At 45.0% G+C, this 26,443-nt stretch carries 27 protein-coding genes; 11 read left to right on the top strand and 16 right to left on the bottom strand.

Going from position 1 to position 26,443, the window contains the following annotated elements; all coding sequences use genetic code 11:
* Window positions 1-62: 62 nt before the first annotated feature.
* Window positions 63-1,436, top strand: coding sequence for an oxygen-independent coproporphyrinogen III oxidase (hemN, locus tag NO989_RS11755; RefSeq protein ID WP_371342597.1), 1,374 nt, complete (start codon window positions 63-65; stop codon window positions 1,434-1,436).
* A 2-nt stretch (window positions 1,437-1,438) separates the two neighbouring features.
* Here hemN and NO989_RS11750 read toward each other — a convergent pair whose 3' ends face one another.
* The 7 genes from NO989_RS11750 to moaB all read right to left on the bottom strand — a co-directional run bounded on the left by NO989_RS11750 (window position 1,439) and on the right by moaB (window position 6,454).
* Window positions 1,439-2,680, bottom strand: a complete 1,242-nt coding sequence (locus NO989_RS11750) for an ATP-binding cassette domain-containing protein (protein WP_371342596.1) — start codon at window positions 2,678-2,680, stop codon at window positions 1,439-1,441.
* Between the two features lies 1 nt (window position 2,681).
* Complete coding sequence (gene modB / locus NO989_RS11745) at window positions 2,682-3,377, bottom strand: molybdate ABC transporter permease subunit (RefSeq protein WP_283619835.1); 696 nt, start codon at window positions 3,375-3,377, stop codon at window positions 2,682-2,684.
* A 2-nt stretch (window positions 3,378-3,379) separates the two neighbouring features.
* On the bottom strand, window positions 3,380-4,600 hold the full coding sequence (gene modA / locus NO989_RS11740; protein WP_371342594.1) for a molybdate ABC transporter substrate-binding protein: 1,221 nt from the start codon (window positions 4,598-4,600) through the stop codon (window positions 3,380-3,382).
* Window positions 4,582-5,055 carry a molybdenum cofactor biosynthesis protein MoaE gene (locus NO989_RS11735; RefSeq protein WP_014949772.1) on the bottom strand — a complete coding sequence of 158 codons (474 nt, stop codon included), beginning with the start codon at window positions 5,053-5,055 and terminating at the stop codon, window positions 4,582-4,584. The genes modA and NO989_RS11735 overlap by 19 nt, the downstream gene beginning before the upstream one ends.
* A gap of 2 nt (window positions 5,056-5,057) precedes the next feature.
* On the bottom strand, window positions 5,058-5,306 hold the full coding sequence (locus NO989_RS11730) for a MoaD/ThiS family protein (RefSeq protein ID WP_014949773.1): 249 nt from the start codon (window positions 5,304-5,306) through the stop codon (window positions 5,058-5,060).
* Between the two features lie 165 nt (window positions 5,307-5,471).
* A complete protein-coding gene (moaC, locus tag NO989_RS11725; RefSeq protein WP_179983676.1) occupies window positions 5,472-5,951 on the bottom strand; it encodes a cyclic pyranopterin monophosphate synthase MoaC in 480 nt (159 codons plus the stop codon).
* Complete coding sequence (gene moaB / locus NO989_RS11720; RefSeq protein WP_014949775.1) at window positions 5,948-6,454, bottom strand: molybdenum cofactor biosynthesis protein B; 507 nt, start codon at window positions 6,452-6,454, stop codon at window positions 5,948-5,950. Before moaB ends, moaC begins: the two co-directional genes overlap by 4 nt.
* A gap of 124 nt (window positions 6,455-6,578) precedes the next feature.
* On the opposite strand from moaB, the gene NO989_RS11715 reads away from it, so the two are divergent.
* Together NO989_RS11715 and NO989_RS11710 are read left to right on the top strand one after the other, a co-directional pair.
* Window positions 6,579-7,349, top strand: a complete 771-nt coding sequence (locus NO989_RS11715) for a HesA/MoeB/ThiF family protein (protein WP_338851537.1) — start codon at window positions 6,579-6,581, stop codon at window positions 7,347-7,349.
* 90 nt (window positions 7,350-7,439) lie between these two features.
* On the top strand, window positions 7,440-8,558 hold the full coding sequence (locus NO989_RS11710; protein ID WP_338851539.1) for a succinylglutamate desuccinylase/aspartoacylase family protein: 1,119 nt from the start codon (window positions 7,440-7,442) through the stop codon (window positions 8,556-8,558).
* 212 nt (window positions 8,559-8,770) lie between these two features.
* Here NO989_RS11710 and NO989_RS11705 read toward each other — a convergent pair whose 3' ends face one another.
* The 4 genes from NO989_RS11705 to NO989_RS11690 all read right to left on the bottom strand — a co-directional run bounded on the left by NO989_RS11705 (window position 8,771) and on the right by NO989_RS11690 (window position 12,356).
* Window positions 8,771-9,178: a PaaI family thioesterase gene (locus NO989_RS11705; protein ID WP_338851541.1), complete on the bottom strand. Its 408-nt coding sequence runs from the start codon at window positions 9,176-9,178 to the stop codon at window positions 8,771-8,773.
* A 283-nt stretch (window positions 9,179-9,461) separates the two neighbouring features.
* Entirely contained in the window at window positions 9,462-10,469 is a 1,008-nt protein-coding gene (locus NO989_RS11700; RefSeq protein WP_281715688.1) for a zinc-dependent alcohol dehydrogenase family protein, read from the bottom strand.
* Between the two features lie 46 nt (window positions 10,470-10,515).
* Entirely contained in the window at window positions 10,516-11,523 is a 1,008-nt protein-coding gene (locus tag NO989_RS11695; RefSeq protein ID WP_338851543.1) for a zinc-dependent alcohol dehydrogenase family protein, read from the bottom strand.
* Between the two features lie 74 nt (window positions 11,524-11,597).
* Window positions 11,598-12,356, bottom strand: a complete 759-nt coding sequence (locus NO989_RS11690) for an SDR family oxidoreductase (RefSeq protein WP_338851544.1) — start codon at window positions 12,354-12,356, stop codon at window positions 11,598-11,600.
* A 159-nt stretch (window positions 12,357-12,515) separates the two neighbouring features.
* Here NO989_RS11690 and NO989_RS11685 point away from each other — a divergent pair, with 159 nt between their 5' ends.
* Complete coding sequence (locus NO989_RS11685; protein WP_338851546.1) at window positions 12,516-13,409, top strand: LysR family transcriptional regulator; 894 nt, start codon at window positions 12,516-12,518, stop codon at window positions 13,407-13,409.
* A 68-nt stretch (window positions 13,410-13,477) separates the two neighbouring features.
* Here the strand turns inward: NO989_RS11685 and NO989_RS11680 are convergent, their stop codons facing one another.
* The 4 genes from NO989_RS11680 to NO989_RS11665 all read right to left on the bottom strand — a co-directional run bounded on the left by NO989_RS11680 (window position 13,478) and on the right by NO989_RS11665 (window position 17,232).
* Window positions 13,478-13,774 (bottom strand): type II toxin-antitoxin system RelE/ParE family toxin, encoded by a 297-nt coding sequence (locus NO989_RS11680; protein ID WP_338851547.1) that lies wholly within the window; start codon window positions 13,772-13,774, stop codon window positions 13,478-13,480.
* On the bottom strand, window positions 13,762-14,019 hold the full coding sequence (locus NO989_RS11675) for a type II toxin-antitoxin system Phd/YefM family antitoxin (RefSeq protein ID WP_214994063.1): 258 nt from the start codon (window positions 14,017-14,019) through the stop codon (window positions 13,762-13,764). Before NO989_RS11675 ends, NO989_RS11680 begins: the two co-directional genes overlap by 13 nt.
* Before the next feature lie 93 nt (window positions 14,020-14,112).
* Complete coding sequence (locus NO989_RS11670) at window positions 14,113-14,769, bottom strand: hypothetical protein (RefSeq protein WP_338851549.1); 657 nt, start codon at window positions 14,767-14,769, stop codon at window positions 14,113-14,115.
* Window positions 14,770-14,784: 15 nt separating this feature from the next.
* Window positions 14,785-17,232: a zinc-dependent metalloprotease gene (locus NO989_RS11665; RefSeq protein WP_371342591.1), complete on the bottom strand. Its 2,448-nt coding sequence runs from the start codon at window positions 17,230-17,232 to the stop codon at window positions 14,785-14,787.
* 334 nt (window positions 17,233-17,566) lie between these two features.
* On the opposite strand from NO989_RS11665, the gene yegQ reads away from it, so the two are divergent.
* The 4 genes from yegQ to NO989_RS11645 all read left to right on the top strand — a co-directional run bounded on the left by yegQ (window position 17,567) and on the right by NO989_RS11645 (window position 21,973).
* Window positions 17,567-19,063, top strand: a complete 1,497-nt coding sequence (yegQ, locus tag NO989_RS11660) for a tRNA 5-hydroxyuridine modification protein YegQ (RefSeq protein WP_371342589.1) — start codon at window positions 17,567-17,569, stop codon at window positions 19,061-19,063.
* 3 nt (window positions 19,064-19,066) lie between these two features.
* Window positions 19,067-19,312, top strand: coding sequence for a YfhL family 4Fe-4S dicluster ferredoxin (locus tag NO989_RS11655; RefSeq protein ID WP_014998660.1), 246 nt, complete (start codon window positions 19,067-19,069; stop codon window positions 19,310-19,312).
* Window positions 19,313-19,429: 117 nt separating this feature from the next.
* Window positions 19,430-20,659: an aminotransferase class I/II-fold pyridoxal phosphate-dependent enzyme gene (locus tag NO989_RS11650; protein ID WP_371342587.1), complete on the top strand. Its 1,230-nt coding sequence runs from the start codon at window positions 19,430-19,432 to the stop codon at window positions 20,657-20,659.
* A 138-nt stretch (window positions 20,660-20,797) separates the two neighbouring features.
* Window positions 20,798-21,973, top strand: coding sequence for a trans-acting enoyl reductase family protein (locus NO989_RS11645; protein ID WP_371342586.1), 1,176 nt, complete (start codon window positions 20,798-20,800; stop codon window positions 21,971-21,973).
* A gap of 74 nt (window positions 21,974-22,047) precedes the next feature.
* Here the strand turns inward: NO989_RS11645 and NO989_RS11640 are convergent, their stop codons facing one another.
* Window positions 22,048-23,229, bottom strand: a complete 1,182-nt coding sequence (locus tag NO989_RS11640; protein ID WP_278343482.1) for a histidinol-phosphate transaminase — start codon at window positions 23,227-23,229, stop codon at window positions 22,048-22,050.
* A 370-nt stretch (window positions 23,230-23,599) separates the two neighbouring features.
* On the opposite strand from NO989_RS11640, the gene NO989_RS11635 reads away from it, so the two are divergent.
* The 3 genes from NO989_RS11635 (at window position 23,600) to NO989_RS11625 (ending at window position 26,303) form a co-directional block, all read left to right on the top strand.
* Entirely contained in the window at window positions 23,600-23,863 is a 264-nt protein-coding gene (locus tag NO989_RS11635; RefSeq protein ID WP_014949788.1) for a Rho termination factor N-terminal domain-containing protein, read from the top strand.
* A gap of 299 nt (window positions 23,864-24,162) precedes the next feature.
* Window positions 24,163-25,137: a DUF1852 domain-containing protein gene (locus NO989_RS11630; protein WP_014949789.1), complete on the top strand. Its 975-nt coding sequence runs from the start codon at window positions 24,163-24,165 to the stop codon at window positions 25,135-25,137.
* A 125-nt stretch (window positions 25,138-25,262) separates the two neighbouring features.
* A complete protein-coding gene (locus NO989_RS11625) occupies window positions 25,263-26,303 on the top strand; it encodes a methionine synthase (RefSeq protein WP_278343481.1) in 1,041 nt (346 codons plus the stop codon).
* Window positions 26,304-26,443 lie beyond the last annotated feature (140 nt).

Raw genomic sequence — 26,443 nt, 5'->3', positions numbered from 1 at the left:
TTAAGCTTTAACCATCGAATTGAATTCGCGCCTAGATATCTACATATAAGTGCAGAGCCAATATGACTATAATTGCCGTACAACAACGCCCCGTATCAACCATTACCAAGTATGCGTTGAATGCTCCTCGCTATACCTCTTACCCTACTGCACTTAAATTTGAACCGCTACAAGATGACATACTTCCACAAGCACTTGCAGTGTCAAAAGCGCCGGCAGTAAGTCTCTACGTGCACATTCCATTTTGCAAAACGCTGTGCTACTACTGTGGCTGCAATAAAATGGTGACGCGTCACAATGAAAAAGCGGACGAATATTTAGATTACATAGAAAAAGAAATCCTGTCTAAGCGTTATTTAACTGACGGCAGGCGTGCAGTTTCTCTGCACTTGGGTGGCGGTTCACCCAGTTTTTTGAGCGAGACTCAGCATACTTATTTAATGTACCTGCTTAAGAAACACTTTACCTTTGAAGCAGGTGCTGAACTGTCAATTGAGTTAGATCCCAGAAATATCGATAAACGCTATCTTCAAAACTTAAAATGTCTCGGCTACACACGCATTAGCTTTGGTTTACAAGATACTGATTACAATGTTCAGAAAACCATAAATCGTGTACAAAGCACATCTCACATTGCCGATTTAGTATTCGAGGCTCGGTCGCTGGGTTTCGACTCAGTCAACTTAGATCTAATTTATGGTTTACCGAATCAGTCAATTGAAACGTTTTCATCAACCATCGCCGCAACAAAAGCCATGATGCCAGATCGTATTTCGCTTTTTAGCTATGCACACCTTCCCGAGAGGTTCGCAGCGCAGCGTAAATTTGCTGAAGAAACACTGCCAAGTAGTGAAGAAAAAGCGGCGCTTTACAAGCTTGCCGTTAACAGCTTTACAAACATAGGTTATGAAATGATTGGTCTTGATCATTTTGCCTTAAGCAAAGACTCACTGGCTATTGCGAAAAATAAAGGCGAGCTTCACCGCAACTTTCAAGGCTATACTTTACGTGGAGACACCGACCTTATAGGGTTCGGCGTATCAGCCATTAGCACGGTAGGTAATGCCTTTGCGCAAAATGCTAAGGAGCTAAAAGAATATTACCATCGCTTAGACAACCACCTGCCCAATGCGAAAGTCGGACTGTCATTAAGTGTCGACGACCTTATTCGCAGAGACGTGATTTCTAGCTTAATGTGCAATTTAGCGGTAGACAAGCAAGCAATTGCCGACAAGCACCACATCATTTTTGATGAATACTTTGCTTCAGCCTTAAACAACCTTGAAGAACTTAAAGAAGACGGGCTTATCGAAACGACATCTCGGTATATTCGAGTGCCAGAGTCTGCTCGTATTTACATTCGGGCTATTTGTGCGCGTTTCGACGCTTATTTGAACGCAAGTGAAATACTCAGTAGCTACTCCAAAGCCATTTAAACCTAGGGCAGTTTAAACCGCGCAATCACTTGCATCCCTACATCAAGCTTAAGACGCGATAGAGAGATACAGCTAATGCTGGCATAAAGGGTTTGGTTACTGCCTAGTACATCAAGTTTTAACAACACTTTCGCGCTGTTTACGGTCGCTAGCTTTTTAGAAGTTAACTTTGTATCTGCGAGTTTTGTATCGGCGTTATTTTCAGGTTCGTTCAGGGGACTGAGTGGATTCACCACGGGTTCGATGCTAGATATAACACATGGCAGCGCATTTAAAATACTGATTGTGCTGGCATTGCCAAAGTCAGCAATATTGGTATCGATACTTACATCACAAGCTTTAACTGCAAAACGAACAGAAACTTTTTCACCGCTTTGCTGAGGCAAATAGGACACTGATTCTGCAGTGACGAATATCTCTTGCCCCGCTACCTCAACGCGCTCAATTCCGTTTTCCGACTGGCACTGCTCATTGCCTTGTAAGGTTAGAGCATTTTGATCTTGTTGCGTTTGGCTACCGTGTTTGTAGCTGACAACGGCGTTTTGTGACTGGTTGCTGTCGTGTGCTTCGTTATGCGCAGTAACTTTAAATCCCTCAAGTACGCTAGACGATGTCGCAAATCCTTCTTTTTCGAATACTTGAGTCAAAACATCGCGCGTTTTTCCACAAAGCTCGGTGCGGCATTGGTCAATAAAAACCAACTCATCGCTGAACAAGGCAAGATCATCTAAATCGTGAGAAATTACAAGGCAGGTGAGCTTCCCCAACACACACAAATTATTCAAAAACTGGTAAATTTTGCGACGGGTGAAAATATCAATCGCGCTTAACGATTCATCTAGCAATAACACATCTGGTCCATTGACCAACGCACGCGCAATCGCGACCCGCTGCGCTTCTCCACCAGAAAGCGCCTGAACAGGCTTATCGATTAAATGTTCGCAATAACAGCCGCGCAAGCAGGCGTCGATAGACATTGCATTAGGGCTTGCGTGACGCTGCGCCAAGGCTAAATTACCGCGCACATCGGTATGGGGAAATAGCATGGGCTGCTGAAAAACGATACCGACCTTTTGAGAGGTCCACGGCATTTGCACACTTGCGCTTTTTTCTACGCCAGCTAGGGCGCGAAACAAGCTGCTTTTTCCCGCACCTGATGGACCGGTAATCCCAATGAATCGGCTTTGCGGCTGCAATGAGATTTGTGCGTTAATGCGATTAGAAAGTCGCGCAGATATTTGCATGTTAACGCGCCTCATCACTTCGTGCGACACCGTTAAAACGATAGAGCGCCGCGAGCATCACGAATGAAAAAATCAGAAGGGCCAACGCAAGGTTGTGTGCACTGTTATATTCCAACGCTTCTACCTGTTCATATAGCGCGATAGACAGCACCTGAGTTTCTCCAGGAATATTGCCACCTATCATTAGTACTACGCCAAACTCGCCTATGGTATGTGCAAAGCTTAAGCCTAATGCCACCACTATGGGCGCTTTGCTTAAAGGCAGCACTATTTTTATAAACGCTTCAAAAGCCGAAAACCCCAGCGTTTTTGCTACATCTAAATAACGGTTATCCAATTGTGAAAAGCCGCTGTACAAAGGCTGTAGAGCAAATGGAAGGGAGTAGATAACAGACCCCAATACCAAGCCTTCAAAGCTAAATGCTAAATTACTCCCGGTGAGGCTTTGCCATCCCTGCCCCAACGCACTTTGCGGCGAAAAAGCAATAAGCAAATAAAAACCCAGCACAGTTGGCGGTAACACCAAAGGCAACGCGAGTATCGACATAACCAAAGGCTTAGCTTTGCTCTGCCATTTCGCTAAAAACCACGCTAGCGGCAATGCGATTAACAACAGCAAACCACTGGTTATAAAGGCCAGCTTAAAGGTAAGTAATATGGCTTCAAGTGTCGATGCCCCGAAGAATTCTGTGAGCATACTTAGTTACCGACGCCCGATGCAATGATAGGTTCATAGCCCCATTCAATTAAGCTGTGCTGCACCCCTTGCGACATTAAATACTGTACGAACAGGCTGGGTGATGACACTCCCTTAGCGTCACTCAAACGAAATGCTCTGGTTGGCTCAACGTTGTCGTTGTGAATAGGCTCATCAACTGGCGCTGTCGCATTTTTAATTGGAAGTGGTTCGAACAGATTCGGAGATAATGTAGCTACCGTTTTACTGTTAACCACCAACGACTGAATGATGGGTTTATATAAGGTTTCAGGTACTGGGACGATAACCGTAATAGCCTCAGCGCTTTCGGTATTCACAACACTGTTAAAATTAGAAGGCAAATTAGAGGATAAGTCTGCGGGCAAATCTAACGCCGATGAGTACGCAACGAACGCCCCTTTCACGCTGCCGGTGGTATAAAACTGCAAGGTTTGTAGCACGTTTTTACCCATCACTCTGTGAGGTAAAAACTGTTGCCATAAGGATAAGTTTTGCAACGTCTGTTGCGCAGCATCACCATAGGGAGCCAGTTTAGGGTTTGCGATAGCTACCTTGTTTTGAGGATTTTCCATTAATTGAACAAGCTGCTTCGACAAGCAATCGGTAAGCTGAACGTTTATTTGTGCAGTTGTGTCTCCAGTAGATGAGTGCGCGATTTGCTCGCAATTCCTTTCACCGGATGTTTCATGTGATGCCTCACTTGATAAGTCGCCAGCATAGACAAACGCAAGCTTGCCTTTAGCGTAATCCACCAGATTGCCGTGGTGAACTACGTTGTTATCAACCAACGCTTGCGGCCTAGCGCGATCTGCAGATAGAAAAACGTCGAAGCTAGCACCATGTTGAATTTGCGCATACAAAGTACCGCTTGAAGATACCGTTACCGCGACTTCTATGCCGGTTAGCTCAGTAAACTGCTCAGCAATACTCTTTAGCGGTTTTGCAAAGTTTGCCGCAACGGCTACGTTAATTTTTTCGTCGCGCTTGAAATTTACTGACTGGTTTTGTTTTTCAGCACTAATAACGCTCCCTTCATTTACATTATTATTTGCCGCTTCAAAACTGCTTGCATGTGCCACAGAACTTGAAAAAGCCGTAACGCCTAGGGTTACACTTGCACTTACCAAAATAAGCATGGCCAAGTTAACAAAGCTTGAAAGTCGCATTGCTAAAGAACAAACCATTACTTTTTGCGCATCCACTTAAGTGCCGCTTTATCGTCAGATGCTTTCGCCGCAACCCATTCAGATTTATCGCCCTTAAATTCTTTTTTCCAAAGCGGTACCGACTGTTTAAGCATGTCCATTAAGTAGCAGGCAGCGTCAAACGCCGCCTGGCGGTGGGGAGCGGCGGCACCTACCCATACAATTTGTTCGTTGTTGTGTATGCGCCCTACTCTGTGCAGTGCGCCAGCACTGTTAAGTGAAAAGCGTTCGCTCGCTTGTTCAACCAGAAGCATTAACGCTTTTTCAGTCATGCCCGGGTAATGCTCTAATTCGATACCGTCTATATCGCCAGCGTTATTAAAGTCTCGCACTAGCCCAGTAAAAGTAACAATCGCGCCGGTGTTGCCGCAGGCCTTCTCATCTGCCGACTGTTTTAGCCTAGCGTAAAGCTCTCCTTGGTCGAAATCTTCAACTTGAACTAGTGCGAACATAGCTAGCCCCCTGTCACAGGTGGAAATAGCGCCAGCTCATCGCCGTCGCTAAGTACTGTTTGGAGATCGCAAAGCTCTTGATTACAGGCAGTTAGCACACTGCCCTCTAGGGCTAATGCCCACTTGTCACTACGCGTTTTAAGCTGCGATATCACGGTCTCAATAGTGCTGTTCTCGCTTATATGAAGCGCGATATTGTCCTCTCCCGTAATCTCTCTGGTTTGTGCGAATGTTTTTACCGTTACCTGCATGCTTTGCCTGTTATCTACGTTGTTAAGGTTGCTTTGTGCGCGCTAATTAATCTTTCCAAGCCTCGGAAATACGTTGAGCCTAAAGTGCGCTGCGTCTTGAATGCTTGTTCGCTTTATACACGTTACTTTTTTAGCTCACTGGCCTTTCACTGGCCTTTGTGAAAACTAGGTGTCGGACTGCCAGTGGCCTGTCTTACCGCCTTTTTTCTCCAGTACCCGTACCCCTTCCATATGCATGCCAGGGTCGATGGCTTTGCACATATCAAACAAGGTTAACAGCGCCACATTTACACCCGTGAGCGCTTCCATTTCAACGCCGGTTTTACCGCTTAGCTTGCAATAGCAGGTGGCTTGAATTCGATTTTGGTCGGCCTGAATGTCGAAGTTTATATCCACCTTTGATAGTGCCAATGGGTGACAAAGAGGAATAAGATCGGCGCAGCGTTTCGCCCCTTGAATACCCGCTACACGGGCAACTGCAAATACATCACCTTTTGCAATTTTTGCTTCAGAGATTTGGCGAATAACGTCTTCGCTTACGTATAAAAAACCTTCTGCTGTGGCTTCTCGCTTGGTAACGTCTTTGTCGCTAACGTCAACCATGTTAGCTTCACCGCCAGCGTTTAAATGGCTAAAGGTGCTCATGCTTCCACCAGATGCTTTACGAAATTACACGGTCTAAAGTCGGCATCAAGCTGGCTCGAAATTATTTTTTCCCACGCAGTACGACACGCGCCTGTTGAGCCTGGTAAGCAGAAAATAACCGTATTATTAGCAAAGCCCGCAACCGCGCGAGACTGAATGGTTGATGTACCAATCTCTTCATAGCTAATTTGACGGAATAGCTCGCCAAAGCCGTCGACTTCTTTGTCGAACAATACACTGATGGCCTCTGGCGTTGAGTCACGGTGGGTGAAACCTGTACCACCAGTAATTAAGACAGCGTGAATGTTTTTATCGGCAATCCATTTCGACACCACGGCGCGCTGCTGATAAATATCGTCTTTCACCAAATCGCGATCGTAAAGGTTATGGCCAACCGAGGTAAGCGCCTCTTTCAAGTAGTCTCCCGACTTGTCGTTTTCGAGGGTGCGCGTATCTGAAATAGTGAGTACGGCAATATTAAGGGGTTGGCTGACAACTGACATATGAAATCCTAATTTGATATGCGACATTTTGGCGGTTTTTGATAAAGTACCAGCCAAAATACTATTTGGTTATCACTTTATAAGGGTGCACGCCATGAATTCAACAACTAAGTTGGCATAAACTATGTCTAAAAGCCTAACTCATCAGCAGGCTATGCGTTATAACCGCCATATCGTGCTTCCAAAAGTGGATCTAGACGGTCAAGAAGCGCTGCTAAACGCCAATATTTGTATCATTGGTATTGGCGGGCTTGGCACCGCAGCCGCCACTAACCTTTGCGCCAGTGGCGTGGGCTCTCTTACACTCATCGACCACGACACAGTCGAAGCCACTAACCTGCCAAGGCAAACCTTGTTTAGCGAACAAGATGTAGGCACAAGTAAAGTAGAGGCGGCTAAAGCGCGGCTTACTGCAATAAACAGCGACTGCGACATTACCGTAATGGCAGAACCGTTTTCGGCGCCCGACACTAGTCAGCTGTCACCAGAATTAAAGCAGGCCATAGAGCGTGCTGACGTTGTGCTAGATTGCACCGACAATACAAACTCGCGAGATTTAGTAAACTTACTGTGTTTTAAACTAAATACCCCGCTAGTATCGGGCGCGGCCATTCGCTTTGAAGGCCAGCTTTTCGTCGCTATACCCGGTGAGAGCCGTTGCTATGCATGCTTACGGACGCTATTTGAATCGCCCGATTTAAGCTGTGTAGAGGCAGGTATATTCTCGCCAGTGGTGAATATTGTTGGTACTTACCAAGCGATGCTAGCTATGCAAGTATTGATGGATTTCGATAGTATTCCTAAAAACACGTTAATGACGTTTGATGCTCTGTCGCACGAGTGGCGAAACTGGAAGCTACCTAAAGGCGTAGATTGCGAGCTATGTGCTTGTTAAGTTTATGTGCATTTGCGGCATGAATTCTAAAGACGTGGTTAAAAGCAACAGACTAAAACAAAGAACAAGACAGAAAATAGGTTGATTTAAATGACAACCCAAGTAGTGAAAAAACACATGGTAGTGGCGCAAAACGCGTCTGGACGTAACATGAACGTGCCAATTTATCGTATGAAGGGCGCGCGCCCTGGCCCCACCGTGTATATTCAAAGTTCTATTCACGGCGCTGAAGTGCAAGGCAACGTGGTAATTTACCATCTCATTCAGCGCTTAAAAGACATGGATATTTGCGGCGAAATTATCCTAGTGCCCAACTGTAATCCCATTGGTACTAACATTAAAGCCGGTGAGTACACACTAGGCCGGTTCGATCCTGTGAACGGCACAAACTGGAACCGTGGCTACTTCTTCGATAAAGATGCAGTTGAGCATTTCGCCAAAACGGTAACCCGCGAAGAGTCTATTGAAGGCATAAAACAACGTTTTCGCGCTCATTTATCTAACGCTATCGACAACAAATTGGCTGAACCATGGGGTTTAGGCTTGGCACAGCAGTTAAACCTAAAGCTACAGCAAATGGCGGTCAACGCCGATTTCGTGTTAGATCTCCACAACGGCCCGGTGTCTACCCGTCACGTTTACATTCCAGAGTACGCCAAAGACAGCGCCAAGCTGTTTAACATTCCCCACTGTATTTTTATACCTAACGTATTTGCAGGAGCACTAGACGAAGCCACCTTCTGCCCATGGTGGACACTGCAAGAAAGCATCAAAACTAATTTAGCGCGTGAGATAAGCTTTAACGTTGAAGCGTTTACGCTTGAAATGGGTAGCCAAGAAGTGATCGACTTTAACGAAGGTAATATAGACGCCACCAGTATTCTTAGCTACTTAAACGCCAAAGGCGTATTGCACGAGTGCGATATTAAACCGACAGAAATGAAGCGTTTAGGCGTGTATTTAAAAGACTATAAAACCCTGTTTACTAACTGGGGCGGCATGGTGGAGTACATGGCGAAACCAGGCCAAACGGTGAAAAAAGGCGAACCACTGGCGCAAATTTTAAATATTGACGATCTGGATACCGAGAGCGGCAGCAGGACCTTAGAAGCGCCCTGCGATTTGATCCCTATTCTGCACTTCCCGTCGGCTTCGGTGTTAAGTGGTACACAGTTGTACAAAGTGTTTACGAATTATAAGGAGTTGTAGATTTTTGTACGCAAGTTGATGGAGTAAAACTTTATTACAACATGGTTGATTAGGGTACGTAGGAACGTCTCACGCAAGTCACTGGTTTATTCTTTGAATTACTTCCTGCCGTTCAATTTATTGTATTGAACGGCAGAAGAGTACCTTAAGCGGCCCATCGCTCAAAGCAGCTGCGCGGTATGCGTCGGCTGGCTTTTTTTGTTAGCCGAGCATTAATAGGGCGGTATAGAGTATGTACCCACAGCATGTGCTACCAAATCCCTCACCCCGTCAGAGTACAGAGAAACCTCCCCAACCACGAGAGTACGGCCGACTTTTATCAGAGAACATTCCGCAATGATTCGCTCATTTGCCGATGGCTTACGTAAGAAGTTGATGTTAAGGCTAGTTGTTACTGCCAATGGCACGATGCCAATTTTACCAAGTATCGCCACATAAAGTGCCACATCAGCCACACTCATTAAGACAGGCCCCGAAACCGTTCCGCCAGGACGTAATTCATCCTGACCTACATGATGAGATACAGTCGCTCTACCGTTGCTCACTGCTTCCACAACGCATTTGCTTTGTGGAAACTCCGAATTCATGAAAGCGATAACTTCTTCTTTTGTAGCTGTCATTGAGACTCCTTAAATATTTATTCACGTTTATAGGTACTTGGTGAAGCGTTGCTCCAAGACTTCTATACCCCATTGTAAGCCTAGTTTCTCTTCCACCAATTCAGAGCCCTGACTTTCGTACAGAAGCTAGAATTTTACCGTCCCGTTTGATCGTCCAAATCTCATTGCTTGGGTTATCTAGCCTTCCAATAAATTCCGCCATGCTACTCGCCACTGAACACGCAAATTCCCAACCAATATCAGCCACTGACTGAGTTGAGAGACTAGCGGAAGCTACGAACTGTTAATCAAGTTCGACCACTATTTTACCAATCTGCTGATTGGACTCCAGATAGTGATGCGCTGCTACTATCTCTTCAAATTTAAAGCTTCGATCAATGACAGGCTTGAGTGTTCCCTCGGATAAACCCGAGTGGATAAATTGCTTTGCTCTGCGAAAACGCTCGATGTCTTTTATAACTTCAGTAAACACATACCCCCTAACTGTCAGACTTTTACGAAGTGCTATTTTTAAGGGAAAAGGAGTGACTTCGGGACTTAATGCTCCGTGTGCTATTATTGTTCCTTCAGGGCTCATTGCTTCAGCAATTTCTGCTATCTGCGGCCCACCGACAGCATCAAATGCGATTTTTAAATTGTTTTCTCCCAAGATACTTCTCAAACTATCCAGCAGCGGTTCTTCTTGGGTTGCAATCACATGGGCCGCGCCAGCCTTGAGCACAGCAGCCTTTTTAGCTCCTGTTAAAGTTGTAGCGATAGGGATGCCCCCCAGAGCATTCACAATTTGAATCGCAGCCAATCCAACACTGCTCGATGCGGCGGTTATCAGTACTGCATCGCCTTTTTGCACGTTAGCAATTTCGACCAAAGCGCCATAAGCTGTCAGGTACTGCATCCAAGCTGCTGCGCCTTCAGCAAAGGTTAGCCCTGCTGGTTTGAGTGCCACATATTCACTTGGTACGACAATCTCTTCTGCGTAGCAGCCGTTCTGAGAAAGCCCCATCTGAGGGACAATACAAACCTCGTCCCCAAGGCGTAAATGATTTACCTCTTCCCCGACTTCAATGACTATCCCGGATGCTTCATAGCCGATTCGCGAAGGGAAGTCAGCCTTTTCTATATAGCTGCCTCGCCTAAACATGGCATCAGCACGATTGAGCCCAACAACCTTGACCGCAATACGTACATCAGTGGCCTGCAAACTTGGACTCGCGAGCGAGTCAATAGTTAATACCTCGGGGCCACCTAATTCATGGAAACGAACAGTTCGAATTAGTTTTCTTGGGCTCATATGCATCCTCAACAATGACTTTTTAAGTAATTACAACAATGACTTTTTAAGCAATTACATCAATAACTACTTTACCCATGGACCCCAACTCTACGGCATTATGTGCATCCATTGCCGTGTCTAGGGAAAAGCGTAACGGATCGAGTAGTGGCTTAATTTGTCCAGCTTCAACAAGCGCCGTAATTTGCCGCAGAATGTCACCATGATGTTTGCGCCCCTCTCCGCTGAGCTGTGGGTGTAACACAAAAATCGCTGACAATGTTGCAGAGCGTAATGACGACGGTGCCAGGTTATGTGAGCCGAATGCAGCACAGCTTAAAATATGTCCATAATGTGCAATGATACCCAATGAGGCATCGAGTACAGAGCCACCGACAGTGTCGTAAACGATATCGAACCCTTTGCCTTGGGTGTATGCGTCCACGTAGTCGGCAGGGCTTACAGTGTGATAATCAATCGGCGTGGCACCAAGCGCCTTGAGCAGTTCTTGTTTTCCAGTCGATGCAGTGGCATAAACGTCGGCACCTAAGGCCTTAGCAATTTGCACAGCTAAATGCCCAACTCCGCCAGCTCCACCTTGGATAAGGACTTTCTGGCCCGCTTTAACATTCGCCTTGTCAACCAAACCTTCCCAAGCGGTAAGTGCAACCAGAGGTAAAGCCGCAGCTTCACGCATGGACAAATTTTTCGGTTTGAGAGCAAGTAACTCAGCATCTACGTTGGCATATTCAGCTAATGATCCTTGCAATCCTCGCACTCCGCCAGTCAGACCATAAACTGCATCGCCTACTGCAAAGCCGGTGACGCCGTCGCCGATCGCAACAATTTCTCCAGCTAAATCGGTGCCAAGTACTGCGGGTAATTCCGGCATGGCATAAGGAGCGACACCTTGGCGGATCTTGTAATCAATAGGATTGACTCCACTTGCAAATATTTTTACTTGCACCTGACCTGCTGATGGAGAGGGTAAGTTAATCAGGGCATCCCGGAATACTGTACCTTCTTCATAGCTATCTAATACCAAAGCACGCATTTGTCTGTTTAACGCTGTCATCAATAACCTCACATACTGAATATTCAGCGGGTGGTTAAATCACCCGCTGGTTAATAGATCTTTTATTAAACGAATTAAAATTCTTGAACAGTTGGGCGCAGAACAATCTCGTTGATATCCACATCCGCAGGCTGCTCAATTGCGTATGCGATAGCACGAGCAACAGATTCAGATGGAATTTCATTTTGCTGATAAAAATCTTTTACAAAGGCTGCACCCTGAGTATCTGAACTTCCATGTTTTAATTCAGATTCGACTGCACCTGGTGAAATGATTGTTGAACGAATGTTACCCCCAACTTCATGGCGTAAGCCTTCGGCAATAGCGCGAACAGCGAATTTGGTTCCGCTATAAACCGTGCCGCCGGGACTGAATACTTTGATACCCGCTACGGAAGAAATATTGATAAAGTGGCCTGTTCCCTGAGCCTGAAAGATCGGAAGCGCTGCGGCTACTCCATACAGCAGACCTTTAACGTTGATGTCAATCATGCGATCCCATTCGTCAACTCGAGTCTCAGCTAACGGTGCAATCGCCATTAATCCTGCATTATTGATAACCACATCAACTTTACCGAAGCGCTCTTGTGCAAGGTTTACAAGGGCCTTCACTTCTTCCTGGCTAGTCACATCTGTCGCTTGAACCGCAACTTTTCCGCCTGCTGAGCGAATGTCAGCAGCAATAGCTTCAAGCTTCTCGATACGTCGGGCACCTAAAACAACAGATGCGCCAAGACTGGCTAGATGTCTTGCCGTGGTCTCGCCCAAACCGCTGCTACCACCAGTGATGACAACGACCTTACCACTGATGTTGTTTGCTAAAACACTACTCATAGTTAATATCCTCAAATCAGTTGAATGAATGACTCTGTCTAAATAACATGCAAATTATCCCTTACTTTCAAAAACCAATAAATGGAAAAGTTTTAATTTCACAATTCCATAATTTGGAATAATATTAGTGTATTCATATCAAACCTGAATGTGACTGTGATGCTTAACAGATTGGAAATGCTCCGGATATTTTGTACTGCTGCTGAGTCTAGCAGCTTTAAAGAAGCGGCTAACCGTCTGGGAATTTCTCCTCAGGCAGTGACACGAGCAGTGAAGGAATTAGAGCAATTGAAAGGGGAGCTTTTATTTCATCGAAATACTCGACACATACAAGTGACCCTAGTTGGAGAAAAATTTGCTTTGATAGCAAAAGAACGCCTGCGCGCTGTAGATGAATTGTTTCAAACAAGCGCCCCTAACTCGGGTAATGAATTACAAGGGCGGGTTCGTATCGCAGCGCCTGTTGGTTTTGGTCATAAATGCTTAATGCCAGCATTAATGGAACTCTCAACAGTACATCCTCAACTTGATATAGACCTGACACTCAGTGACGAGCGCGTGGATGTAGTTGACGAAAAAATAGATATTGGGATTCGTATCGGCTTCATGAGGGATAGTCGATTTATTGCCCGCCAGCTCGCCAAAATTAATATGTATGTCGTGGCTTCGCCTGAGTTAATAAATAGAGTGGGAACGCCTGCGTCTACTGACGATCTAAACCACTTGCCGGTTACAGGGTTAGTAGATCGCAATACGGGAAAGCTTTGGCCATGGGTTTTTTCGATGGACAGACAGTGGACGCCATCCATAACACGTTTTCGAAGTGCCGACGCCGAAGCTGAATTAATGGCTATACAAAATGGACTGGGGTTTGCTCAAACTCCTGACTTTTTGGTCCAAGATTTATTACGCCAAGAGAAACTTGTGAGAGTGTTAGAAGAGGTCGAGCCTGTGCCTTGGGATTTATATATTTATCGCCCTCAACGTGGTCCAGTACCACAACGTATTCGATTGGTTTTTGATCACTTGGTGTCAAGATTGAGTGTCCGCTAATGGTCAAAAGCCGAAAGTAACGAACAAAAGCTTCTGTATTTACCAAATGTACTTAAGATTAATCAACGCTAATCTAGTAAAAAGCGCCTAAGATCTTGTTCTTGCCGCATTACATGCAGAATAAATGCTTTGTTGTCCTCAAATTTATAAAAAATTTGACAGGGCTTCACATAAAGCTCGCGGTAATTTAGAGATGGTAATTCAGAGACTGACTTTCCTGATTTAGGATATTCCTGAAGTATGTCTACTTTGGCGAAGACTTCTTTAACCAGTTTCTTTGCCGCAACTAAATTAGATACCGCTATGTATTCAGCAATACTGTCCAAGTCATTTAGAGCAGGTTCTGTCCATACTATTTCAGCCATTTATCCATTTTCTCTTTGGCCTGCAGGTTAGTTAAAACGTCATCATTTCTTATTGCCTGCTCACCTTTTGCAATACCTTCCAGAATCGACATGCGCTTTTGCATCATCTCATAATCATCAACATCAACTAAGTAAGCCGATGGCTGACCATGTTCAGTAATCAAAACAGGCTCTTTTGAAGAGTGCAGGTCTTGCAAAATTTTTGTGGCTTGTCTCTTCAATGTAGTAACTAATTCTACTTTCACGATGCAGGTTCCAGCTTTCAAATGTACCACTATAGTATCACTTAACGATAACCACACAAGATTTCATTCACTCAGAGCAGAGTTACAAGGTACCTAACCACACCCTACTTCACCCAAACTAACGCGATATTTAAACTCACCACGCTGATTAAATACGTCAAAACCATTATCAGAAGCTTTAAGCTCTAGCTCCCATACCCAATTTATTTTTTCAATAAATGTTAGTTCATAACGGTTTAAAGGAAGTGGGCATTTTAAATAAAAATAATGGTAGGCCGTCCCCATGGCACCTGGATCTGCGGTAAACACATAAATAGCGTTATTTTCTATTGCAAATTCTTTATGAAAGTAGTCTCGGTTAGTTCCTAGTGTTGCATCAATCAGTACACCTATTAGACCTATCGCAATCTGAATGAGCGCCACTATTGCTAAAACACTGCTCAAAACAATAGATATCCATTTACTTTTAAAAAGATGCCTAAATGTACCTTGCTGCGTAAAAAGCAGGTACCCCCCTGCGCAAAGCGCTATAAGCTTAACTAAGGCTAACGCGTCGCCGACCTGTGACATAAACTTGGGGGAATGGTAGTTTAAGCCCCACAGCACACCACCATGCAGACTTTCCACTAAGGGAACTAATATTAGAATTAACACAGCGAGTAACGGAGTGATCAAGGCCGCAAAAGTTCTTTGCGGCACTTGCTGGTTACTCGGGCTATGATTTTGCTCTAATTGCGTTGTACCTAACATTTATTATCAACTTCCTTAAATCGGCGAACCTGGCGGTAGCGGCTCTACTTCAAAGGTACTTGGCCATGCCTTACTAGCCCAATAAGTATCGAACTGTTCTTTCAGTATTTCATACTGATTGTCGTCTGCTTTGTCGTCTAACCATTCGCTAAATTCAAGCAGGGCAAGTTCGGCCTCCATTCTTACTTCAGGCGCTAGCTTTTCATTAGTAACCGCCTGCATAACAGCGTTCAACGCCACTAACTGTAAGCGTTTTGCTAATGGGCTTTGTGACTTATTTTTATACCAGTGAACGTTAAGTATTTGCTTCACCAGCATAGAAACGCCTACTTTTTTACGTCTGTCATTAGTACTTCTTGTTTGCCACTCTAAGCGGTTTAAGCGCTCTGGGTGCAATAGTAATTCAAACGCAAAGTTAGATGCTGAAGCAGCGGCAGAAACAGGGTCTAACATTAACCCCATTTTGCCATTAAAGTGCTCGCGAGTAATATCGTCGCCATACGCTGTCGGTGGAATAAGGGCGAGTACCGATTCAGGTATCGTCAGGTAATCAGCGGTAGTGGCCGTAATTAACTTCTGCATAGCGCGCTGCTGCACCGCGGGTGCTACAAACTGCTGGCCCTGTGCTTTGGTATAGTCACCTTTGCGCTCGTATTCATACACTAAGCCGCCGACTTGCTTTGCAACGGCTTCTAGCTGATAGCGATGTAGCAAGTATATGGGAACTAAAGCATTTTCAAGAGAGGATAAACTGCTATTTGGGCTTAAGGTGTCTAAACCTAAATTGGCTAACGCCAGTTCGCGTACTTGTGAAATCTCATCGAAAGCATCTAGCGGATTGCTACCGTTTTCCCACATATGGCCGTTTGCCGATGCATGGCGACTACTGCGGGTATCGGGGTCTGACTTAAAACTTAAACCCTCATTACGGCCTTTTACGATAATTTTTGCCAAGGCTTCCGTTGCCTCTACGTCGCTTGCAAAATCTTGATAGCCATACGCGACGGCGTGAATATCCCATGCGCCTATGCCTTTATCATACGCGCCTTCCAAGCTAATTTTGCCGTTTTTAATACTAATTTTGGGGTGAGGATAATCCATTACCGACGCACGGTTATTTTCACTTGCCGCAAAGTTGTGGGCTATACCCAATGTGTGCCCTACTTCGTGGGCTGAAAGCTGCCTAATGCGGTCTAAAGCCATTTCTTGCTGTGCAGTGGTGTCGGTGCTGCCGTCCTTAAAAGGACTGGTTAGGCCAAGGGCAATTAAATAATCTTGTCTTACACGCAATGAGCCGAGCGTAACGTGACCTTTGATAATTTCACCAGTGCGCGGGTCGACAACCGACGAACCATAAGACCAACCGCGCGTTGCGCGATGTACCCAGTTGATTACGTTATAGCGCACGTCCATTGGGTCGGCACCTTTGGGCAATACTTTCACCTGAAACGCATCTTTGTAGCCTGCGGCTTCATAGGCTTGATTCCACCAGCTCGCCCCTTCTTTAAGCGCGGTCATTACGGGTTCTGGAATACCAGGATCTAGATAATACACAATAGGCTCCACTGCTTCGCTCATTGCAGCATGCGGGGTTTTCTTGTTTAAACGATGGCGGGTAATAAAACGCTGTTCAGTAGGCTCGCTGATAGGCGTTGAATAATCAAAGTAACTGAATTTCCAGTAGCCCGAGTACGGGTGGTACTCTCTGGGCGTGTAATTATCATCAGGCAGAGCCACAAACGAATGATGCAAGTGCACCGACAAGCTTTCTGGGTCGGGCGTAACTTGCTGCACGTATTCGCCTGGCTTCTTACCTGCAAAGGTGACTAAAGCCTCTAATTCAGTATTCTTTTCAAAGCCTTTGGTTTTAGGTAAATACACGCCGCTTCGCATGTTATCTACGCTAAAACTGCCTTGGTTAGTTCCCGCTAAGCGATTGCCAATGCCATGGATATCGCTTAATAAGAACGGTGTGTAATCTATTAGACTGGCGCTGTCGTTTTTGGCTACCAGCGTAAAACCTGCGATAAACGAATCAGCAAAGGCTTCATCAATGCTCTGTTTCTCAGCGTCGCTGCCATGGGCTGCTCGGTATTTGGTGTTGTGCTGCTTTAATAAAACCTTGTTTCCAAATTTTTCAAAGCTTACTAAACGCGTATTGCCTAGCTGGCCGCGATCAAGGCCAATGTCGTTAGACCCTACGCCGTACGGCAAACTACTTTGAAACAGGTATTCGGCGTGGTCTGTTGGCACCGCCAAGTAAACTTTGTCGCTTTCATCATCATAATAAACAGGAATTAAACCATCTTTTTTGGTCATATCGCTGGTGAATTCACCAATGCTTGGCAGCGCTGCCAATGCGGAAGACGTAGACACGACAAATAATACCGTAATCGCAATGGCCGATTTACCCGATGCTTTTACATGTCGCGCCGCTTTGTGAAAAATGTTCAATTGCAGCATGCAGTTAGTCCTTATTATTGTGAATTTCTAGCCTACCCTATGTGGTGGCTTTTGCCCATGGCAGTTCATCGTTTAAATGCGCTCTTTTTGCATGTTATTTAGCTGTGAACAGGCTTGGTTTTTCCTACCGAAGGTAATGCACTAAAAAAGCAACTATATGGAAGAAAACAGCTGGCATTGACCCTGCTCAATTGCCGTTTAAACATTCAAAAACATGAGCGACAACAAATTATTTGATCTTGGTCAACACCAAGCTTTGTTTGAGTTGTAGAGGTATTTTACGGCTTATAAAATCCGCCGCCTTGTTTAAAGCGTCTAGTAGCGGTTTTTATCTATGACTTCAAAATTATCACCTAATCGCAGCTCTTCTAACCTACGTGAAGACTCGGTTTCAACATTGCCAAAACAAACGTTAATCGCGCCAGAGTTGCTTGCGCCTGCGGGTAGCTTACGCAACATGCGCTACGCTTTCGCCTATGGCGCTGATGCTGTTTATGCTGGGCAGCCACGCTACTCGCTTCGCGTAAGAAACAACGAATTCAGCCTTGAGAACTTAGCGATAGGCATAGAAGAAGCACATGCTTTAGGTAAAAAGTTCTATGTAGTAAGCAACATTGCTCCGCACAACAGTAAGCTAGGTACCTACCTTAAAGATATTTCACCAGTAATTGCTATGAAGCCCGATGCGTTAATTATGTCAGACCCAGGGCTTATTATGATGGTGCGCGACGCCTTCCCTGAAATGCCTATTCACTTGAGTGTACAGGCCAATGCGGTGAACTACGCCACGGTGAAGTTTTGGCAGAAACAAGGCATAGAGCGCGTTATTTTGTCCCGAGAGCTCTCTTTGGAAGAAATTGAAACTATTCGCGAACATGTTCCAGACATGGAGTTAGAAGTATTTGTGCATGGCGCGCTTTGTATGGCGTATTCGGGCCGCTGCTTATTGTCTGGATATATGAATAAACGCGACCCAAACCAGGGTACTTGCACCAATGCTTGTAGATGGTCTTACGATGTTAAGGCAGGCGAGGAAAACGAAACTGGCGACATCGTTCTAACCAATGAGATTAATAAGGCAGTTACAGCACCTCAAGTGGTAATTCCTAGCCTTGGTGAAGGCACGCCAAGCTCCCAAGTGTTTATGTTAGAAGAAAAGGAAAAGCCCGGCGAACTGATGCCAGCTTTTGAAGACGAACATGGCACCTATATCATGAATTCTAAAGATTTGCGTGCCGTGCAACATGTTGGCAGGTTAACCCAAATGGGCGTGCATAGTTTAAAAATAGAAGGCCGCACTAAATCACATTACTACTGCGCTAGAACAGCACAAGTTTATCGCAAAGCAATTGACGACGCGGTAGCAGGAAAGCCTTTTGATAGTACATTAATGGGAAGCTTGGAAACTTTAGCTCATCGAGGTTATACCGAGGGTTTCTTGCGTCGCCATGCGCACCACGCGTATCAGAACTATGAGTATGGCCACTCAGTCAGCGATAAACAGCAATTTGTTGGTGAAGTGATTGATCGTTGTGAAGGGTCTGGCTATGCAATTATAAACGTTAAAAACAAATTTTGTGTAGGTGACTCGCTTGAGTTGATGACGCCAAGCGGCAACATTACCTTTACTCTAAATGAGATGCTGGATAAGAGAAACCATTCTATTACGGATGCTAAGGGTTCAGGACACCAAGTAAGAATACCGATACCCAGCGATGTGTCTCTAAACTTTGCCCTACTGCTGCGAAATTTAGATGAAGGCGTTGATACCCGCAATCCGTTTCGAAAAGCTCCTAGTGCAGTAACACCCGAAAACGCGAGCGAGGCATAATGCATGGCACTGCTTATTCTTAATAGCTGCATTAACTGCGACATGTGCGAACCCGAATGCCCTAATGCCGCTATAAGCATGGGCAATAAAGTGTATGAAATAGACCCGTTACGCTGTACAGAATGCGTGGGACATTACGATGCACCTACTTGCGTAGCGGTATGCCCTATCGATGTGGTTAAGCCCGACCCGAACAATAGAGAGTCACTAGACGAGCTGGCCGAAAAGTTTGTTCGTTTAAATAGTTAGCTTTGAAGTAAGTCAGCGAGTTAATTGTACTTCTCGAAGAATTCCCTTGAATCATGACCAAGAGTGATCACTAATTGCGGTACAGTTTGAATTGGCACTTACTAATAGGGTTTTATTTTGAAGTTTGCCTCTCGCGCTACGGCGATCTCTCCGTTTCTTGCTATGGCCTATGGCGAAAAAGCCACGACACTAGAACAGCAAGGTAAAGATGTTATAAGACTTAATTTAGGCGAGCCTGATTTCGGCGCACCCGCGGCAGTACTCGCGGCAATGAAAGAAAGCTTGAGTGCCCCAGATTTTCCCTATACCTCGGCGCTGGGCATGCCTGAACTACGTGAAGCCATTGCACGCTTTTATGAAGTTAAACATGGCGTAGCGGTAAGCCCTTCTAGAGTGGTAGTGACCGCTGGGGCTTCTGGTGCTTTACTTTTGGCAAGTGCTGCCTTGGTTGAACCAGGCGATAACGTGATATTGGGCGACCCGTCTTACCCCTGTAACCGACGTTTTTTAAACGCATTTGGCGCAGAGGTAACGCTGGTGCCAACACGCAGCGAGGATAACTTTCAATTAACCGCTACAAGTGTTGCTGATAATTGGAAGCACAACACGAAAGGTGTACTTATTGCCACACCTGCCAATCCTACTGGTACGGTTATAGATGCAGAAGAACTGACTAAAATTGGCGAGTACTGCAAATCCAAAGGTGGCTTTTTAATTGTTGACGAAATTTACTTGGATCTTTCGCTTTCCGCTGCTCACGATGTTCGCAATGATGCATTCGCTTCCCAATCGACCTTGGGCACTGATACCAAACTTCAAACCGTACTTGCCAATGCACAGCTTGAAGAAACAGTGGTCGTAATAAACAGTTTTTCAAAATATTTTGGCATGACGGGCTGGCGTCTTGGCTGGTGTGTGGTACCTGAAGTGATGACGCCCATCGTTGAGAAACTCGCGCAGAATTTGTTTATTTGCCCTTCTACCCTATCGCAAAAGGCCGCCCTTGCGTGCTTTACGCCTGAGTCGTTGGCGCAGTGCGAGCAAAACCGCAATACGCTAACAAAGCGAGCTTCCCTTGTTTTTAGCGCACTTGAAAATATGGGGCTTGGTTTAGATGCAAAGCCTGACGGTGTGTTTTACGCCTACATCAATATTAAACACACAGGGCTAAATGCAATTGAGTTTTGTGATGCCCTACTTTCACAACATCATGTAGCGCTTACGCCGGGTAATGATTTTGGTGAGTACAATGCCAACCATTACGTAAGACTGTCTTTCGCCACTAGCATTGAACGCTTGAAGGAAGGGCTTTCACGGCTAGCTGAGTTTGTAGAATCATTAAACTAACGGTTTTTATTAATTACCGTTTAATTTCGTGAATAGACAAATATTACCGAAAAAAATGATAGATAAGGGCGCTTGTGCGTATATTGGGTCACATAAATGGTTAACTCGTGTCGAAACGAAATAAAACAGGACAAAACAATGAGTAACGAACGGGAATTTGATGTAGTTATTTTCGGTGCTACAGGTTTTACGGGCAAATTAGTAGCTGAATATTTTCAGGCGCAGTATGGCAGCGACAGTAGTGTAAAATGGGCTGTTGCTGGTCGTAACGAAGCAAAGCTTAACGATGTAAAACAGGAGTTAGGCATTAGTGATAGTGTAGCTAGCATTGTAGCCGATGGTGACGATGCCGAAGCACTCGATGCCATGACAAAGCGCACGGCGGTAGTACTTACCACTGTTGGGCCATACCAAATTTACGGCGAAAAATTACTTTCTGCGTGCGTCGATAACGGCACTGGCTATACGGATTTATGTGGTGAGCCAGCGTGGATGTATCAAATGATCAACAAATACGAAGCGAAAGCCAAAGAAACCGGCGCTAACATTGTGTTCTCGTGTGGCTTCGATTCGGTACCATTTGACTTAGGTGTACACTACCTTCAAGAGCACGCTAAAAAGCAAACTGGTGAAGTAATTGAATATGTGAAAGGTCGCGTTCGTAAAATGCAGGGCACGTTCTCTGGCGGTACGGCTGCCAGTTTAAAAGCGACCATGGCGGCTGCGCACAAAGATAAGTCTGTCATGGCTGCGCTTATAAACCCGCACTCATTAACCGATGGTGCGTCAAATCAGCCACAGCCCGATGGCAACAAACCTTACTTCGATGAGCAGTTAGGCACATGGGTTGCACCATTTATTATGGCGGCCATTAATACTAAAAACGTTCATCGCACGAACTACCTGGGCGGATATAGCTACGGCAAGAACTTTCAGTATGATGAAATGATGATGACTGGCCCAGGTGAGAAAGGTGAAGCCATGGCGAATCACGTTGCCAAAGATAAGTCGCTTGCAAGTGATGATGGCCCTAAACCAGGTGAAGGCCCAAGCAAAGAAGAGCGCGAAAATGGCTTTTACGATGTGATGTTTGTGGGTACCGCTACCAATGGTGATATGCTAGCCGTATCGGTAAAAGGCGACAAGGATCCAGGCTACGGCTCTACCAGTAAAATGATTTCAGAATCTGCCCTTTGCTTGTGCAAAGACGTTAGTTTATCTGGTGGTTTCTTCACTCCTGCGGCAGCACTCGGTAACAAGCTTATCAGCCGTTTAGAAGAAAAAGCAGGCTTAACGTTTGCTATCGAGAAGTAGCCATTCAAAAAACGAAGGCTGAACACAAATTGCGTTCAGCCTTTTCTCTCTGCGCTAGGTGTTATTGTTGTTTTTTAAGCGAGTACCGCTTTTAATGCTTTAACGCACGCGTCTGTTTCTTCAGGTGTCCCTACACTAATACGTGACCAGGAGTCGTACCCAGGCCATGTGCGCCCTACAACCTTTATACCTTGAGCTTTCATCTTTTCTGAAAATTTATCGTGCGGCATGCCCGTATCTATGTAAATAAAATTCCCTTGTGGATTTGGCGCAAACGGCTGCTTTAACTCTTTGGCTACTTTCACTAACTTTTCGCGCTCAGTTTTAATGCGTGAGCGCATCGTGTCTAAGTTCTCATGGTCATCCATACTCGCCATACCCGCAACCAGAGCCAGGTAGTTCACACCACCCATGCGCAGCATACCGCCCATTGTTTTAGCTTGCTCAGCAGGCATGATGGCGTAACCTAGACGCTGGCCCGCCATGGCGTGAATCTTAGAGAAAGTGCGGCAAATCACCACATTATAGCCTTCAGCTACTAGCTTCGATTGCACATTAGCGGGGTAAGCATCAGACATTTCAATGTAGGCTTCATCGATGAAAACCTGTGCTTTCTTCGATACGCGTTTTGCAAAAGCGGTAAGCTTCGCCGCATCTACCATGCTCCCTGTCGGATTATTTGGATTACATACGTACACAGCAGTCGTATCTTCGGTTACTGCAGCTTCAATTGCATCTAGGTCAAAAGTCATATCATTGGCTAACGGCACGTAGATCACGTCTGCCCCCATAAACTCAGCGCCCCGCGGTACGCCTTCGTAGGTTGCCATAGACGTTACCAGCTTATTGCCGTTTTTGGTGATCCAGTCCGCATAGCCAAAAAGAATAGGTGAAGATCCATTCGTAATTACGATTTGCTCAGCAGATACACCTTCTTGCTCAGCAATTTTTTGCGCTAACACTTCAACCGTAGCGTCGGTATAACGCGCTAGGTTTAAAAGCTCGCTTTGCATTGACTTTGCGGCTTTTTTTGACGGCCCAAAAGCGTTTTCATTTGACGATAAGCGAATAAGACCATCGTTTACATTGGGGGTAGCAGACGGGAAGTGTTCAGTTTGCATACCTGCGGCACGAAGGTCGCCCATAATACTGTCAACGCTGGTCGTTAGCGCTACTGCTCCTGCACCTAATCCCACAGACTTTAACCAATTACGGCGTGAAGAATTCACGGTGCTCTGTTGTTCATTTTTATTCATATTTCGCTCTGCCTTCCGTCTATATTCACTTTAGACTAAAGGCTTAATTTTGAACGCGCAATAGCATGAAAGACCTAAACCATTGACATAAATGCACTTTTTACGTGCATGTGGCGCACTAAAATTGACAACATAATAAGTTTTAACGCGTTAAGTCGTTACATTACGGTGCAGCGTTATTTTGTCGTTTTTGGCGTTTGCGATGAATGACATTTTTTCTGATGTTAAAGGCGCAGCACTCTCTCGCTATTGGTTCTTCGCACTTGAAGCCTGCCTTTTAAACGACTGTGTAATCCATCTATATAAATACAAAGTAAGAATTACGGCGAAACATTAATCGATTACTCAGTATGCAAAACAGGAGTTAAACATGGCTAAGGACCACGGTAACCAAATTAAAAACGACGACACTTACGAAGCCCTTCGCGAGGAAGGCTATAGCAAAGAGAAGTCGGCGCGCATTGCCAATGCGCAAGCCAATAGCGAACAAACGCCTTCTAAAGATGGTGGAAAAGGCAAAAAGTACGAGGATCGCACTAAAGAGGAACTGTATCAAAAGGCCAAGGAAGTCGGCATTGAAGGTCGCTCTAACATGAGCAAAGACGAATTAATTGATGCGTTACGCAATCATTAGTGGCGGATAGACCGCCACATACAAAAACTGGTCACTGTGGCGGTGATGATTACGTTTTATCAGACACGCATAATTTGTGCATTTCGTGGCAAACCTCAACTTCAAGTAAAGATCTACCACCTCAATAGTAGGCGACTAGCTCTTCGCCCGCTCAATATATGACAATATTTCATGATAAAATGAAAATAAGTCATTTTTATTCATAGTTAAATCAACGTATAACGTGTTCATAGCTTTTACAGCAGTCTCACTACTCGGTTTAACTTTAGGAATAGAAGCGCATTCTCATGAACAACAACGTGAACACAGATTTCTCTTTTACTATTAACAGCGTTCAGTTTAATGAAGATTATCGCCCTTCAGACAACACACGCATCACCACCAACTTCGCCAATTTAGCTCGTGGTCAACGCCGCAAAGAAAATTTGCGCGATGCACTAAGCATGATAAACAACCGCTTCAATGCACTGGCTAGCTGGGATAATGAAAGTGGCGATCGCTATGCTGTCGAACTTGAAATTGTGTCGGTAGATATCGACGTTGAGGGTAACGGCAACACATTCCCAACTATCGAAATCTTACAAACCAATATAATTGACAAAAAAACGGGTAAACGCACTCAAGGTATTGTAGGAAACAACTTCTCGTCTTATGTTCGCGATTATGACTTTAGCGTTCGTCTATCTAATCACAATCGTGGCCAGTCTTCGTTCAGTGTCCCTACCGATTTTGGTGATCTGCACGGAAAGTTGTTTAAGTATTTCGTTAATTCAGAAGCCTATAAAGCACATTTTTCAAAGCTGCCGGTCATTTGTTTAAGCGTTTCCGACAATAAAACCTACCGTCGAACAGAAAATCAGCACCCCGTTTTAGGTGTCGAATATCAGCCTAATGAATCATCACTAACTGAACAGTATTTCAAGAAGATGGGCTTAAACGTGCGCTATTTCATGCCACCAAACAGTGCTGCTCCTTTTGCATTTTATTTCTTTGGTGATTTGTTAAACGACTACACCAATTTAGAACTTATCAGCACAATTGCTACGATGGAGACCTTCCAAAAAATTTATCGCCCTGAGATTTATAACGCTAACGCCCAGGCAGGTTTAAGCTACAAACCAAACTTGAAAAATAGCGATCACTCAGTGACTCGCATTGTTTATGACCGTGAAGAGCGGACTCATCTAGCCGTTGAACAAGGCAAGTTCGTAGAAGAGAACTTTATAAAGCCTTATCAACACAAGTTAGCGCAATTCACAGCAAGCTACGCCTGATCCGTTCATTTAAATACTTGCGATATTCAAACCGCACACGTTGCGACAACAAAACTATGATAAGGGCAGCAGGTTCTGCCCTTCGCGCATCCATACAAATTATTGATTAGAAGAAAGCGAATCACATGAAAAAACTACTCCCCACTTCTATTGCAGGCAGTCTTCCAAAACCATCGTGGCTTGCACAGCCTGAAACCCTGTGGTCGCCGTGGAAGCTAGAAGATGAAGCATTAGAGGAAGGCAAAAAAGACGCGCTTCGCGTTACGCTTCAGGAACAAGCCCTATCAGGCATAGATATTGTGTGTGACGGTGAGCAAACTCGTCAGCATTTTGTAACTACTTTTATTGAGCACCTTGACGGTGTTGATTTTGAAAACCGTAAAACCGTACGTATTCGCAATCGCTACGACGCTAGCGTACCTGTCGTTACCCAAGCTGTTACACGGCCAAAATCAGTGTTCGTTGAAGACGCAAAGTTCTTAAGGAGCCAAACCGATCAGCCCATAAAATGGGCGTTACCTGGCCCTATGACGATGGTTGATACGCTGTACGACGACCATTATAAAAGTCGCGAAAAGCTTGCGTGGGAGTTTGCCAAAATACTAAACCAAGAGGCAAAGGAGCTTGAGGCTGCTGGTGTTGACATTATCCAGTTTGATGAACCTTCGTTTAACGTATTTTTCGATGAAGTCAATGAATGGGGTATTGCCACATTAGAAAGAGCCATTGAAGGGCTTAAATGCGAAACTGCGGTACACATTTGCTACGGATATGGCATCAAAGCTAATACCGACTGGAAGAAGACATTGGGCTCTGAGTGGCGACAATATGAGGAGAGCTTTCCTAAGCTAGCAAAATCTAATATTGATATGGTTTCTCTGGAGTGCCATAACTCTCATGTACCCATTGAACTGATCTCGCTTCTTAAAGGCAAAAAAGTGATGGTGGGCGCTATTGATGTTGCAACTGACACAATAGAGACACCAGAAGAAGTAGCAGCTACATTACGTGAAGCATTAAAGTACGTGGATGCCGACAAACTCTACCCTTGTACAAACTGTGGTATGGCCCCCCTTTCTCGACAGGTTGCTCGAGGCAAGCTGGAGGCGCTCTGCGCTGGCGCTGAAATAGTAAGGCAGGAATTAGCTCAGAAGCTCAGTGCTTAATACGCCTCAAAACTTTTGTTAAGCAAGAGCATTTTGAAAGCGCACTAAAGCCCATATCAAAGTGTAATGCCGATCAGTTAAGAATATTTTCATGATCGGTTGACCGATCTTTTTAAGGCTTCAAAATCCGATATCAGTCT

The organism is Alteromonas sp. DY56-G5, assembly GCF_041414725.1.
GTDB lineage: Bacteria > Pseudomonadota > Gammaproteobacteria > Enterobacterales > Alteromonadaceae > Alteromonas > Alteromonas macleodii.
This window is presented reverse-complemented; position numbering and strand designations above follow the sequence as displayed.